13 protein-coding genes and 2 tRNA genes are annotated in these 13,311 nt (G+C 45.6%); 14 read left to right on the top strand and 1 reads right to left on the bottom strand.

Annotation, left to right across the window (positions count from 1 at the left end):
• Positions 1-52 precede the first annotated feature (52 nt).
• From BN1938_RS16760 to BN1938_RS16735, 6 genes are all read left to right on the top strand, one after another.
• Positions 53-1,384 carry a glutamine synthetase family protein gene (locus tag BN1938_RS16760; RefSeq protein ID WP_050641673.1) on the top strand — a complete coding sequence of 444 codons (1,332 nt, stop codon included), beginning with the start codon at positions 53-55 and terminating at the stop codon, positions 1,382-1,384.
• Between the two features lie 66 nt (positions 1,385-1,450).
• Entirely contained in the window at positions 1,451-1,999 is a 549-nt protein-coding gene (locus BN1938_RS16755; protein WP_050641672.1) for an ANTAR domain-containing response regulator, read from the top strand.
• A 24-nt stretch (positions 2,000-2,023) separates the two neighbouring features.
• A complete protein-coding gene (gene dapF, locus BN1938_RS16750) occupies positions 2,024-2,875 on the top strand; it encodes a diaminopimelate epimerase (RefSeq protein ID WP_050641671.1) in 852 nt (283 codons plus the stop codon).
• A gap of 1 nt (position 2,876) precedes the next feature.
• The gene (locus BN1938_RS16745; protein ID WP_050641670.1) at positions 2,877-4,091 is read left to right on the top strand and encodes an LL-diaminopimelate aminotransferase; all 1,215 of its coding nucleotides are present in this window, start codon (positions 2,877-2,879) and stop codon (positions 4,089-4,091) included.
• A gap of 193 nt (positions 4,092-4,284) precedes the next feature.
• Positions 4,285-4,355 (top strand) — tRNA-Gln (locus BN1938_RS16740).
• A gap of 63 nt (positions 4,356-4,418) precedes the next feature.
• Positions 4,419-4,492: transfer RNA gene (locus BN1938_RS16735), tRNA-Pro, on the top strand.
• A 409-nt stretch (positions 4,493-4,901) separates the two neighbouring features.
• Here the strand turns inward: BN1938_RS16735 and BN1938_RS23985 are convergent.
• On the bottom strand, positions 4,902-4,997 hold the full coding sequence (locus BN1938_RS23985) for a putative holin-like toxin (RefSeq protein WP_242843882.1): 96 nt from the start codon (positions 4,995-4,997) through the stop codon (positions 4,902-4,904).
• 205 nt (positions 4,998-5,202) lie between these two features.
• Between BN1938_RS23985 and BN1938_RS16730 the strand changes: the two genes are divergently transcribed.
• The 8 genes from BN1938_RS16730 to BN1938_RS16695 all read left to right on the top strand — a co-directional run bounded on the left by BN1938_RS16730 (position 5,203) and on the right by BN1938_RS16695 (position 13,251).
• Complete coding sequence (locus tag BN1938_RS16730; RefSeq protein ID WP_050641669.1) at positions 5,203-6,072, top strand: aminoglycoside 6-adenylyltransferase; 870 nt, start codon at positions 5,203-5,205, stop codon at positions 6,070-6,072.
• A gap of 24 nt (positions 6,073-6,096) precedes the next feature.
• Positions 6,097-6,753: a DUF4317 family protein gene (locus tag BN1938_RS16725; protein ID WP_330377689.1), complete on the top strand. Its 657-nt coding sequence runs from the start codon at positions 6,097-6,099 to the stop codon at positions 6,751-6,753.
• Positions 6,754-6,827: 74 nt separating this feature from the next.
• On the top strand, positions 6,828-7,322 hold the full coding sequence (locus BN1938_RS16720; RefSeq protein ID WP_242843881.1) for an 8-oxo-dGTP diphosphatase: 495 nt from the start codon (positions 6,828-6,830) through the stop codon (positions 7,320-7,322).
• 311 nt (positions 7,323-7,633) lie between these two features.
• Entirely contained in the window at positions 7,634-9,118 is a 1,485-nt protein-coding gene (locus BN1938_RS16715; protein WP_242843880.1) for a rhamnulokinase, read from the top strand.
• Between the two features lie 39 nt (positions 9,119-9,157).
• On the top strand, positions 9,158-9,856 hold the full coding sequence (locus BN1938_RS16710) for a class II aldolase/adducin family protein (protein ID WP_242843879.1): 699 nt from the start codon (positions 9,158-9,160) through the stop codon (positions 9,854-9,856).
• A 138-nt stretch (positions 9,857-9,994) separates the two neighbouring features.
• Entirely contained in the window at positions 9,995-11,350 is a 1,356-nt protein-coding gene (locus BN1938_RS16705) for an ABC transporter substrate-binding protein (protein ID WP_187376320.1), read from the top strand.
• 152 nt (positions 11,351-11,502) lie between these two features.
• Positions 11,503-12,417 (top strand): carbohydrate ABC transporter permease, encoded by a 915-nt coding sequence (locus tag BN1938_RS16700; protein ID WP_050641667.1) that lies wholly within the window; start codon positions 11,503-11,505, stop codon positions 12,415-12,417.
• Positions 12,418-12,420: 3 nt separating this feature from the next.
• Complete coding sequence (locus BN1938_RS16695; protein WP_050641666.1) at positions 12,421-13,251, top strand: carbohydrate ABC transporter permease; 831 nt, start codon at positions 12,421-12,423, stop codon at positions 13,249-13,251.
• The last annotated feature ends 60 nt before the right edge of the window (positions 13,252-13,311 follow it).

Genomic DNA, 13,311 nt, shown 5'->3' with positions numbered 1-13,311 from the left:
TGAGAAGTATAAAAGATATAAATATGTCAGATAACAGTCAGGAGGGTAATTTATGAATGATTACACGAGAGAAGATATTTTAGAAATGGTAGAGGAAGAGGACGTCGGCTTTATCCGCCTTCAGTTTACAGACATCTACGGCACCATGAAAAATATGGCCGTTACGGTGAGCCAGCTGGAGAAGGTGCTGAATAACGAGTGCATGTTTGACGGCTCATCTATTGAGGGGTTTTCCAGGACAGAAGAATCAGATATGTACTTATATCCGGATTTAAATACGTTTGAGATCTTCCCCTGGAGGCCGCAACAGGGAAAGGTGGCGCGGTTCATATGCGACGTATACCGCCCGGACGGCACACCCTATGAAAGTGATCCCCGCTGCGTGCTGAAAAAAGTCATACGTGAAGCCCGGGAAATGGGATATACTATGAATGCCGGCCCGGAGTGCGAGTTTTTCCTTTTTCATACGGATGATGACGGTCTTCCGACCACGATTACACATGAAAGAGGAAGTTATTTTGATGTCGGGCCGCTGGACTACGGTGAAAATGCGCGGCGGGATATGGTGCTTACCCTGGAGGAAATGGGATTTGAGATTGAGACATCCCACCACGAAATCGCCCCTGCGCAGCATGAAATTGATTTCCGGTATGATGAAGCCCTGGCCACGGCGGATAATATTATGACATTTAAGCTGGTTGTGAAGACCATTGCAAAACGCCACGGACTGCATGCTACATTTATGCCTAAACCCAAATCCGAAACCTATGGATCCGGAATGCATCTGAACCTGTCACTTTCAAAAGACGGCACGAATATATTCCAGGATAGCAATGATAAAAACGGCCTGAGCCGGGACGGGTATTATTTTATGGGCGGCCTGCTGAAACATATGAAGGCCATTACCTGCATCACGAACCCGACTGTGAATTCCTACAAACGCTTTGTGCCGGGATATGAGGCGCCGGTATATATATCCTGGTCAGCAAGAACAAGGGGGCCGCTGATCCGCATTCCGTCTGTCCGCGGGGAGAAGACGCGGATAGAGCTCAGAAGCCCCGACCCTTCTGCGAATCCGTACCTGGCACTGGCAGTTCTGCTTGCTGCCGGGCTGGACGGCATTAAAAATCAGATTCTGCCGCCGGACAGTGTGGATGAAGACATTCAGGCAATGTCAGAGGAACAGCGCCGTGAGCTCCATATTGAAGCTCTTCCATGGAACCTGATGGAGGCGGTTCGCGAACTGGAGGGAGACGCACTCATCCGTGAAGTGCTGGGAGCGGACCTGACAGCTAAAACGATTGCCTCACATAAAAAGGAATACCATGATTATTGTATGCAGGTGACGGACTGGGAACTTGCGAATTATCTTCATAAAATGTAAACGTCCTGTATGGGGAACGAAAACAGTGTGGCTTGGAATGAAAATGGGCAGGAGGTGTAAGCGGGTATGAGCAGTATTGTGGTAGTATTTCCCAAAAAAGAGACTGCGGCAAATATTCGCAACCTGTTAGTACGGGGCGGCATTGACATATCCGGTATCTGTACCACCGGGGCCCAGGCGCTTCAATATGCAGATAATTTTGGGGAAGGCATTATGATCTGTGGATATAAAATGCAGGATATGTTATATTCAGAACTAAGGGAATGCCTGCCCGAATCCTTCGAAATGCTCCTGATTGCCTCGCCTGATAAGTGGAGCCAGGATCTGGTGAAGGGCGTGATAGGGCTTCCGACGCCGGTCAAAGGCTATGATCTGCTGAACACATTGCAAATGATGATGCAGACCATGCAGAGAAGACGCAGGAAGAGAAGAGAGGCAGCCAGGAACAGGGATCCCGGGCAGCGGGCGCTCATAGGGCAGGCAAAAGCGCTTTTGATGGAGCGCAATCATATGACGGAAGAAGAGGCGCACCGCTATCTGCAGAAGTGCAGCATGGACAGCGGGAACAATATGCTGGAGACTGCGCAGATGGTACTGACGATCATGTCAGAATAAAAGATGCGAAAAGGAGAGACAAGAATGAAGTTTACAAAGATGCAGGGACTGGGAAATGATTATGTTTATGTAAATGGCTTTACCGAGAAAATAGAAAATCCGTCCGAAGTGGCCGTACAGGTCAGCGACAGGCATTTTGGAATCGGTTCTGACGGTCTGATTCTGATCAATCCGTCTGCAGTGGCTGATTTTGAGATGGAAATGTACAATGCGGACGGCTCCAGGGGGGAGATGTGCGGAAATGGCATCCGCTGCGTGGGAAAATATGTTTACGATTACGGGCTCACGGACAAGACTGCGATATCGGTGGAGACGCTGGGCGGCATCAAATATCTGGAGCTTTCCGTGGAGGACGGAAAAGTAGTGCAGGTGAAGGTAGACATGGGAAAACCAGAGCTTAAGGCCGCATTGATTCCGATTATCTCAGAGGAAGAGCTGGTAATCAATGAACCGATTATAGTAGACGGAACAGAATATAAGATGACGGGTGTGTCTATGGGCAATCCCCATACGGTTGTCTACATGGAGGATATCGAGCATCTGGATATAGAAAAGACAGGTCCCAAATTTGAACACCATGAGCGTTTCCCCAAACGGATCAATACAGAGTTTGCGGCTGTCCTCGACAGACATACGGTCAGCATGCGCGTGTGGGAACGGGGTTCCGGGGAGACGCTTGCCTGCGGTACGGGAGCATGCGCAGTAGCTGTTTCCAGTATCTTAAACGGCCTGACAGAGGACGAAGTGACAGTCAGGCTGCTGGGAGGCGACCTGCTGATCAAATGGGACCGGGAAAAGGATACCGTATATATGACGGGCCCCGCGGAAGTTGTTTTTGACGGGGAATGGAATCAATCATCAGCAAAGGAGAACTAGCATGTTCAAAATAAACGACAATTATTTAAAACTGCCGGGAAGCTATTTATTTTCTACAATTGCGAAAAAGGTGAATGCCTTTACCGAAGAGCACCCGGAAAAAACGATCATACGCCTTGGCATCGGGGATGTCACACAGCCATTGGCTCCGGCCATCATCGAATCCCTGCACAGCGCTGTGGATGAGATGGGAAAAGCAGAGACATTTCACGGGTATGCACCGGATCTGGGCTATGAATTCCTGCGGAAAGCCATGGCGGAAGACGACTATCAGGCCCGCGGCTGCGATATTTCCGCGGATGAAGTCTTCATTTCGGACGGTGCAAAATGCGATTCCGGAAATATCCAGGAAATCTTCAGCACAGACAACAAAATCGCTGTATGTGACCCTGTATATCCGGTCTATGTAGACACCAATGTCATGGCCGGCAGGACAGGCGTCTATGATGCGAAGACAGAGACATGGAGCGATGTGATCTACATGCCCTGCACAGCAGAAACGAACTTTGCACCGGAGCTCCCAAAAGAGACACCCGATATCATCTATCTGTGTTTCCCCAACAACCCGACCGGTTCAACGATAACCAGGGCGCAGCTCCAGGATTGGGTAGACTATGCAAACAAGGCAGGGGCAGTCATCATTTACGATGCTGCTTATGAGGCTTATATCTCAGAGGAGGACGTCCCACATACAATCTATGAATGTGAAGGCGCCAGAACCTGTGCAATCGAACTCAGAAGCTTCTCCAAAAACGCGGGCTTCACAGGCGTGCGTCTCGGAGCGGCGATCATACCGAAAGACATAAAATGCGATGGGGTAACCCTGCATTCACTGTGGGCCAGACGCCACGGCACAAAATACAACGGAGCACCTTACATTGTACAGCGTGCCGGGGAAGCCGTATACTCCGAAGCAGGCAAAGAACAGCTGAAAAAACAGGTCGCATATTACATGAACAATGCGAAAGTCATATATCAGGGCCTGAAGGATGCCGGATACACCGTGTCCGGGGGAGTAAACGCGCCATATATATGGCTGCAGACCCCGAAAGGAATGAGCTCCTGGGATTTCTTTGATCATCTGCTTGAGAAGGCAGGTGTAGTCGGAACACCGGGATCAGGGTTTGGTCCAAGCGGAGAAGGATACTTCCGTCTGACTGCGTTCGGCAGTCATGAGAAAACGGTGGAGGCAATAGAAAGAATAAAAGCATTGTAAAATGGTAAGGGGGCAGTGCAATGGGGTCAGACCCCTCTTCAGAGGGGTCTGACCCCATTGCACACCGTATTCAGAATATTCAGAAAAAAGCGTCTCAAAAAACTTTTTGATGGAAATTACAAAAAGGGCTTGATTTTTCCGGGGAGTCTGCTATAATAACCATGTTGCGTCTGACAAGGACAAGACAGGATAATGCGGATTGGTGTAATGGCAGCACAACAGACTCTGACTCTGTTTGTGAAGGTTCGAGTCCTTCATCCGTAGTTGAGAATCTGCGAAAGCAGATTCTTAATTTTCTCTTTAAGAGAAGCAGAGGTTTATACATATCGGAGTGTGGCTCAGCTTGGTAGAGCGCTACGTTCGGGACGTAGAGGTCGCGTGTTCGAATCACGTCACTCCGATTGGTTACAAGGCTGGAGACATAAGGGATTGCAGATTTCTGCGGTCTCTTTCTTTTTAATGAAAATACCGATAATTAAGAATTTTGTTAAGAATTTTTTTGTGACAGGTGATACTGGGGGATAATAATTTTGAAAGAATTTAGAAAAATTTAAAATAGGAGATAGTGTATTTTTTTATGTTTTATCTTTAAGTATGGTTTGGTTGATATTTAGGACTGGGGCTTAGAAAGGTTTCATAGATTGTCTTTTGTGGATTTTTAAGGAATAGAAACTTGATATCAGATGTAAGATGTGTTATATTTAGAAATAAGGAGAGTACCGCCCACAGTGGTGGGAGCCTCACAGTTTAGGATTACGTCCTACATAAGGACGCGCCTACCCCGTTATTGCCGAACAGGGTAGGCATTTTTTATTTTCGCTTATTATGCCTATCTATGTAGGTAAGTAATGCGAGCAGAAAACCGCCGCCTAAAAACAGCAGCGACAACACTTCATAAGCGTCCATCCGCACCACCTCCCCTCTTCTGTGAAGTTGGGAGGATCCTACCCTGTACACGGTACTCTTGAACGATTATATCATTATCAGACTGATTCGGCAATAAACAAGAAACTGCTTTTGTCAGGGTGTTCTGTCTGGGAGCAATGGTTATAGTTTAGACCGTGCCGTACACATCTTTAATAAAATGGAAAAGGAAAATCGAACGATACCTATGCGAAACGAACAGGAAATGTACCAACTCTTTTTAGACATAGCAAACAATGATGACAGAATATTAGCGGTATATATGAACGGCTCTCGCACAAATAAAAATGCGCCGAAGGATATCTTTCAGGACTATGATATCGTATATGTTGTAGAGAAAACTGCCGATTTCATAAACAACCGCCTGTGGATAACCAAATTTGGGGATATCATGTACATGCAGTATCCGGACGAAAGCCCGGATTACCCTAATGATAAGGAAAATTTTTATGGCTGGCTTATGCAGTTCAAAGATGGCATCCGCGTGGACTTACACGTCGAATCAACAGAACATGCACTGCAGAATATTGAAAAAGACAAGCTGTGTCAAATCTTATTAGATAAAAAGGGTATACTGCCGCTGATAGGGGAACCCACCGATCAGCAGTATTGGGTACAAAAACCCACAGAAGATCAATATACAGCGTGCTGCAATGAATTCTGGTGGTGCAGTAATAATATAGCAAAGGGGTTATGGCGCAAAGAAATTCCTTATGTGCAGGATATGGCAAATTACGTTGTGCGTAAGCAGCTGGAAAAGATGCTGTCCTGGAAAATAGGATATATGACGGATTATCAGGTAAGCGTGGGAAAATCAGCAAAATACATGTACCGGTGGCTTTCGGGCGAAGAATATCAGCTATACTTAGATACCTATTTCGGGGGGCGTGTTGATGAAGCGTGGAAATCTGTTATGTTAATGTGTGATCTTTTCGAAAACACAGCTCTTTGGGTAGCAGAACATAGCGGTTACATTTATAATCAGGATGAAGGCAAAGCTGCAAGAGCATTCTTGGTGCATATAAGAAATCTGCCCCCGGATTCAACAGAAATATAGTGACTAATCAAAGCGAGAATAATAATGATAAAAACAAAAAACACAAATAGCATAATAAACAGAGAAGACATGTTGGAACTGACCAGACGTATGACCCTCGCCCGTAATTCGGTTACAAGAATTGCCGGGTGCTATGCAGACAGAGAAGGAATATTCGACGGAAGTTTTAATATAAATTTTTTAAAACTGTCCCCGGCGGAGCGGACAAATAAGCTGGCGCTGGCGAAGGCAATTCCTTACTCCCCTACGAATGTAAATCTGAAAAAATATGAATTTCCGCAGGAACAGCAAAAACCAGGCAGTATGTGGCAGATGCTTATGGCAATAAAAGAATGCGGGTTGAAAAATGATGCCCTGCTGGACACATTTTATGAAACTGTGATGGAACAATACCATGCCAAATCGGATTACGCTGTTCTACTATTTCATGACCGCTATGACATTCCGGCAAAGGCATCCGATCATGAACGCCTGTGGGAGTCCGAGGAAGTATTTGAATATATTATCTGCGCTGTATGCCCGCTTCTTGGGGAATACAATCCCGGGAATCCGGAGTGCGGCTTCTTATTCCCTGCGTTCACAGACAGATGCGGGGATCTGAATCATATTGATGTGTTCCAGGCGGACGCAGACGCCCCACATGATGAAATACTGGAGCTGCTGGGGGTACAATTATTTTAGTATATACAATTTGTTGAAGGAAGGAGATGATCCCGGTGCCACAAAAAAATCATAAAATGTTAGAGGGGAAATTGTTGCAGACAAAGAGAGTAAAGCGATCACTGAATGTAAAATCGGAAAATAAGACAGAAACCGTCTGTTTTATGAATATGTGCATGATCCAGGATGGAAAAGGGAATGTACTTGCGTTGGATAAAGTCAATGACAGCTATACCGGAACAACCTTTCCAGGAGGGCATGTTGAACAGGAAGAAAATTTTCATGATTCTGTAGTTCGTGAGATTCATGAGGAAACGGGATTGGATATAGAAAATCCCCGTCTCTGTGGAGTCTATCATTGGAAGAAAGCGGGGATTCGTAATGTGATTTTCCTGTATAAGGCAGATAAATATGCAGGAGAATTAAAAAGCTCAGAAGAAGGCCGGGTCTACTGGATCCCGATGGACGAATTAAAGGAGAAAGAACTTGCAGCAGGGATGGAGTATGCACTGAAGATCATAGAATCGAGTCAGTTCTGCGAATGTTATATGCAGCAGAAAGCAGATGGATATGTGGGGACTTTGTACTGAACAGATATGTTTTAAGTCCTTTACCAAAGAATAGGAATATGCCGTGGAATTGAGTGCTTTCCAGCACATGATTTATCACGGCATATTCCTATTTTTTAATGCCATTTATATTTGGCCGCAAAAGGGCATTGTATCATTTGTGCGTTTTTATAGAGAAATAATAAGATTTTAGAGGGTATTTGTATCGAAAACAATAATAATATTGGGCGAAAATACTAAAAATAATCCATACAGAATTTAAATATTGACATTTAAGTTGTTATTAGCTAGAATAATATTATCGAAAAAGAAAAAATAACAGGAGGAAAGCAATGAAGAAGCAGATATCTATTGCGGCAGACCTGGGAGCCAGCGGCGGTAAGATGGCAAGAGGATATTTTGACGGGGATCACGTCGAGATTGGTGATTATTTTGACTTTCCAAACCGGCCCTTATCCTTGAATAGAAATCTATATTGGGATTTGTTTGCGCTTTACAATAGCATATTAAAAGGTCTTGACTTTTACTCCAGGGAGCAGGGGGCAGCCACGATTGGTATTGATACATGGGGGGCAAGCTACGGATTTCTGGATAAAAGGGGAAGGCTTTTGGAGCCGGTTTATCATTATCGGGATCTGCGCACAGAACAATCTCTGGAGAAATCTTACGAAGTGCTTCCGAAGAGAAAACTATTTGAACTCACCGGATGCCAGCCTAATCGTTCTTACACATTGCCTCAGCTTTACTCTTACATAGAACATGGGGATAAGATCATTGAGCTGGTAGATAAGATGCTATTTCTGCCGGATCTGCTGGGATATTTTCTCTGTGGGCAGATGTCAACCGAGCGTTCGATTGCCGGAACATCGGGGCTCATGAAGCCGGAGCAGGATGACTGGGCGTGGGAGGTGTTCCGAAGGCTTGGCATACAGGAAAGGATGCTGACGGACATTGTGGATACAGGATCGGTAAAAGGCTGTGTTCTCCCGGAGATTGCTTCGATTACGAGAACCACGGATACGAAGGTCATTGCAGTGCCGGGACATGATACAGCGTCGGCGGTGGTTGGAATCCCGGGCTTCGGCGTAAACCAGGTATACATGAGTATTGGAACCAATATTAATATGGGAATCGAACTTTCCCGCTGCATTATAACTGATAAGGCCTATGAAGGCGGATTTAAAAATGCGGGAGTCATAGAAGACCGGAAGATTCTATATCGGGATTTTGCGGCATTCTGGCTTCTGAATGAACTGAGAAGAACCTGGAAGGCCGAGGGACATGATTATGAGTATGACGCAATTATGAAAATGGCCCTTTCATGTAAATCAAAGCGGGTGTACGTGGATGCCGATGATACACATTTAAATAATGCGGGCGGCAACGCAAAAGAAAAAATAAATGCCTATCTGAAACAGACCGGGCAGCAGACACTGCAGACGGATGCAGAATTCGTCCGTTGTATATTGGAAAGCATTGCATTGAAAGTCATGTATTGTGTTGAGTACTTGAATAAGGAGCTTGAGATTCCGGTAGAGAGGGTGTCGGGAGTAAATGGCGGAAGCAGAAATTACGTGCTGATGCAGTTCATCAGCGATGCGCTGGGAATGCCTGTCTATGGGGGCATGCCATATGCAACACTGGCCGGTAATGTGATGACACAGATGTATTCGATGGGGGAGGTGGCGTCGATCAAAGAGATCCGGGAATTAGCCGCAAATTCATTCGAAATGAAGGAATACCAGCCGCATATAGAAGAAAAAGAAAGATGGAAAGAGGATTTGCAGAAAATGACAGAAAAAGGGATCTGCAAGTAGTACGGGAAGAAACCTGCATGTAAAAAAAGGAGGACAAAGATGAGCGAAAATTACATGGAAAAAATGAAAGAACTGGGAATATCCGAGGAGGTGGTAAATCAGGTGCTGGCCGTAGCTAAGCGCATGGACGACAAAGGACTGGTCAATTCCTTTGCAGGGAATATTTCTGCAAAAGTGGACGGCAAAATTTATATTACGCCAACCGGACAAAATAAAGGCCTTCTCACACCGGAGAAGATTGCTGTTGTGAATCGGGATGGGGAGCGTATCTTTGGGATGAAAGAAACTTCGGAAATTATCATGCACAGTATGGCCTATGATATCTGCGAAGAGAACGGCTGGGATGTGGGAGGTGTTGTTCACAGTCACTCGAAAGTACTGACTGCATTTTCTATGGCGGGTCTGGATGTGGAGACAACGGCGCTTCCGGAGATGATGGGAAACTTCCATAAGATTCCCTGTGCGCCATATGGGGCGCCGGGAACAAAGTTCATTATGACGATGGCAGAGCCTTACTTTGCGGAGGGCTACAGAATCGTACTTCTGGGAAACCACGGAAGCCTTGCCGTAGGCAGGACTGTGGAGGAAGCCATGAATGTTGTGGAAGCATGCGAATCAATAGCAGAACAGATTTTGATTACAAAATATATACTTGGCGGAGAAGCTTCATTGGATGTGGACGAAATAGCAAGATTCTTTGAGATATATAAGGAGAACCGTTTAGGCAGAGTTAAATAACAGGGAGGAATCCTACTTCCACTAGTGGGAGAGTAATATAACCGAAGGGCATGCTGTCATACACGCCCCCGGGGAACCGTTTTGCAGTAAAACAGCAGAACAAGGCGAAACACGTAGAAAGAGATGGAGGAAAACAGTATGAAGTTGAAAAAAGTGGCAAGTGTAGTATTAGCATTGACGATGGTTGCGGGTCTGGCAGCCTGCGGCAGCTCTTCAGACGGAGACAGCAAGAGCAGTGACAGCAAAACCAGTGATTCCAAAGCCAGTGAGAGCAGCGGCAACGAAACAGAAAAGACGACATTGACCATGTGGTCATGGTCCCCGATTACACGTACATGTGACAAGATGATTGAGGCTTTTGAAAAAGAAAATCCGGATATTGAGATTGAGTTTACCTATTATAATTATGATCCGGAATATCTCTCCGCATTGTCTGCAGCTGCTGCATCGGACAATCTTCCGGATATTATTGGCCTTCAGCCAGGCTCCCTGACCGCGCAGTATGCGGATTACCTTATGGATTATTCTTCTTACGCACAGGAGGAGTGGGGCGATAACTGGAAAGATAATTACCCGGAGATGATTGCAGACCAGATTCAGATGGGGAATAAGTCAGGAGATGAAGGCAATTACATACTTCCAGTAGAGGCACAGGTGATTTCTATTGTTTACAATAAGAACGTATTCGAAAAATACGACCTCGATATTCCGAAAACATATGACGAATTTAAAGCGGTCTGCAAGACACTGAATGATAATGGCGTGGCACCACTGTTCTTTGGCGGAGCCAATGGATGGCAGTGTGTAAATCTCTTTACAATGCTGTGTTCACAGCTGGACACAACGATATTTGACAAAGCACAGTCCGGCGAAATTAAATGGACAGATCCTGCTATGGTGGAGGCAATGAGCAACTTTAAACTGATGTTTGATGATGGGATCGTTCAGACGGGAGCGATGTCTGCAGATGCAAATACGAACGGAACTCCTGCTTTCGTATCAGATTCAGCGGCAATGATGGCGCTTGGTTCCTGGTGGTGTCAGGAATTTACGGCTGAAGATCCGGCAACAACGATTGCTGACTGGGATTTTGGGTTCTTCTATCTGCCGGCTGTAGGTACGGCTAAAAATCCGGCAACTCCAGTAGGCGGAATTGACTTTGGTTATGGAATCACAAAGAATTGCAAAAATCCGGATGCCGCATGGAAAGCACTCAAATCATTCAGCGCAGGCGCTGGTATCCAGGCATGTGTGGATGATGTAAACAATCTTCCGGCGTTCAAAGGGATCGAACCTAAGAATACAGAACTGAATAAAGACCTGGTTGAACAGTATAACAGCTTCTCAGAAGATTTGAACAGCGCAATGAATCAAAGGATCGGCGAGCCTACGATTGAAACAGCACTGCAGAATGCACTTGCAGGCGTTGGTTCCGGCGAACTCACGCCAGAGCAGGGATGCCAGGCAGTACAGGATGCGCAGGATGCATTATAGGCGGCGGAGCCACTGTTTATAATCCCAAACAGATAAGCCTTAGGTGAACTTAACTGGGAGAACCAAACCCTTTTTATGGGGCAGAGGTTCTCCCATATTTGAACACGGTAGTGTAAACATATACAGTAATGCGGCTGGAAGGAGGATAAAAGATGAGTAACACAGCAGTAAAGGCAAAGGGAAAGAAAAAACATAATATCCCAGGGTATTTGTTTATTCTTCCGTCTGTACTGTTCTTCCTGTTTTATATTTTATATCCGATAGGGTTTGTAGGCTGGAGCAGTTTGTTCAGTTGGTCTACTCTGAAAAATATGACTTTTGTCGGGATGGAGAATTATATCAGAATTTTTCAGGATAAAGTATTTCTGACGACTATGAGGAATTCTCTTTTCTGGATTATCACGACAGTGCCGATTCAGGCGGGAGTCGGATTTTTCCTGGCATATATAATAGAAGAACAGCTTCAAAAAGGAAAAGGTATTTTCAGAACAGTATTTTTCCTTCCGGTAGTTACGTCTGTAGTAGTTGTAGCTATTGTTTGGGGAAAAATGCTGCAGCCATATCAGGGGATCATTACACACTACTTATCGGTTCTCGGTATCGGAGGACAGGTAAATATCCTCGGAATGCCCAATACTGCAATTTTTGGCTGTATTATCGCCAACATATGGGAATGGACGGGGTGGTCCATGATCATGTATGTGGCCGGAATGTCCCAGATCCCGGAGGATATGAAAGAAGCGGCCAAAATAGATGGGGCGACGCGGTGGAAGGAAATTCTTTATATTTATATTCCCTCACTGGCATCCACACATAAATCCCTTTTGATGCTTGGCATCATCGGCTCACTTCAGACCTTCGGCCTGATCTATACCATGACCGGAGGAGGTCCGAATCATGCATCAGAGATGCCCGGAACTTACATTTTCCAGTCCGGGTTTACAAATCAGCAGATGGGATATGCTTCCGCTTTATCCGTAGTAATATTACTGTTCGCTCTGGTGCTTACTGTATTCCAGGTGAAGGGACTCGGAGCGGGCGATTTTATGAGGAAGGAGGCGGATTAAACCATGACAGCAAAAGAGAAGCAAAAACAGATAATCTGGAGTAGTGTTCTCATAGTCGTGACATTGATTTTTATGGTTCCGTTGATCTTCATGGTAAGCATGTCTCTTCGGACACCGGATACCATCGGATTACCGCAGCTGTTTATATCGGACGTGACGTTTAAAAACTATGCAAATGTACTGAGACAGAACCCTGATCTATGGAAGAATTTTATGGGAAGCGTGATTGTTACGGTTACATCAGTGGCGCTTGTTACAATTTGTGCAAGCATGGCTGTGTTCGGCTTTTCCAGAAAGAATGTGCATGGGAAGGTTCTGATATACAATATCCTCTTATGTACTCTGATGGTGCCGATAGCGGGGCTTGTTGTTCCGATTACGCAGCTGAACAGCAGACTGGGCTGGATTAATAATTACTTAGGGTTGATTTTTCCATATGCTGCGCTCGGAATCCCTTTTGCCATTACGATTCTTCAGGGCTTTATGGTAGGCATTCCAGAAGAATTGGAAGAAGCTGCGGTGATTGACGGGTGCGGGATTATCCGGTTATTCCTGCAGATTGTATGTCCTCTTCTGAAGCCGGGGATTGTGGTCATTGTCATCTGGCAGTTTTTGACTTCATGGAATGAGTTCTTTCTTGCCATGTGTACGCTGACCAAGGAGTCTGTGAAAACGCTGCCGCTGATCGCACAGCAGTACAATGGAGCTTATTTCAGCCAGCCGGGGACATTATTCGCTGCGCTGACATTGATTACGATACCGATGCTTGTATTCTATATTATCGTTCAGAAACAATTTGTAAAGGGGTTGACAGCAGGGGCCGTAAAGGGCTAACAGTCCAGACGGGACCGAACTGTTTGCAAAAGGATAGGAAGCCCCTGAAAATGGGCGCTA

Origin of the sequence: Eubacterium sp. SB2 (assembly GCF_001244405.1) — a bacterium.
GTDB classification, from domain to species: Bacteria; Bacillota; Clostridia; order Lachnospirales; family Lachnospiraceae; genus Faecalicatena; species Faecalicatena contortus_B.
This window is presented reverse-complemented; position numbering and strand designations above follow the sequence as displayed.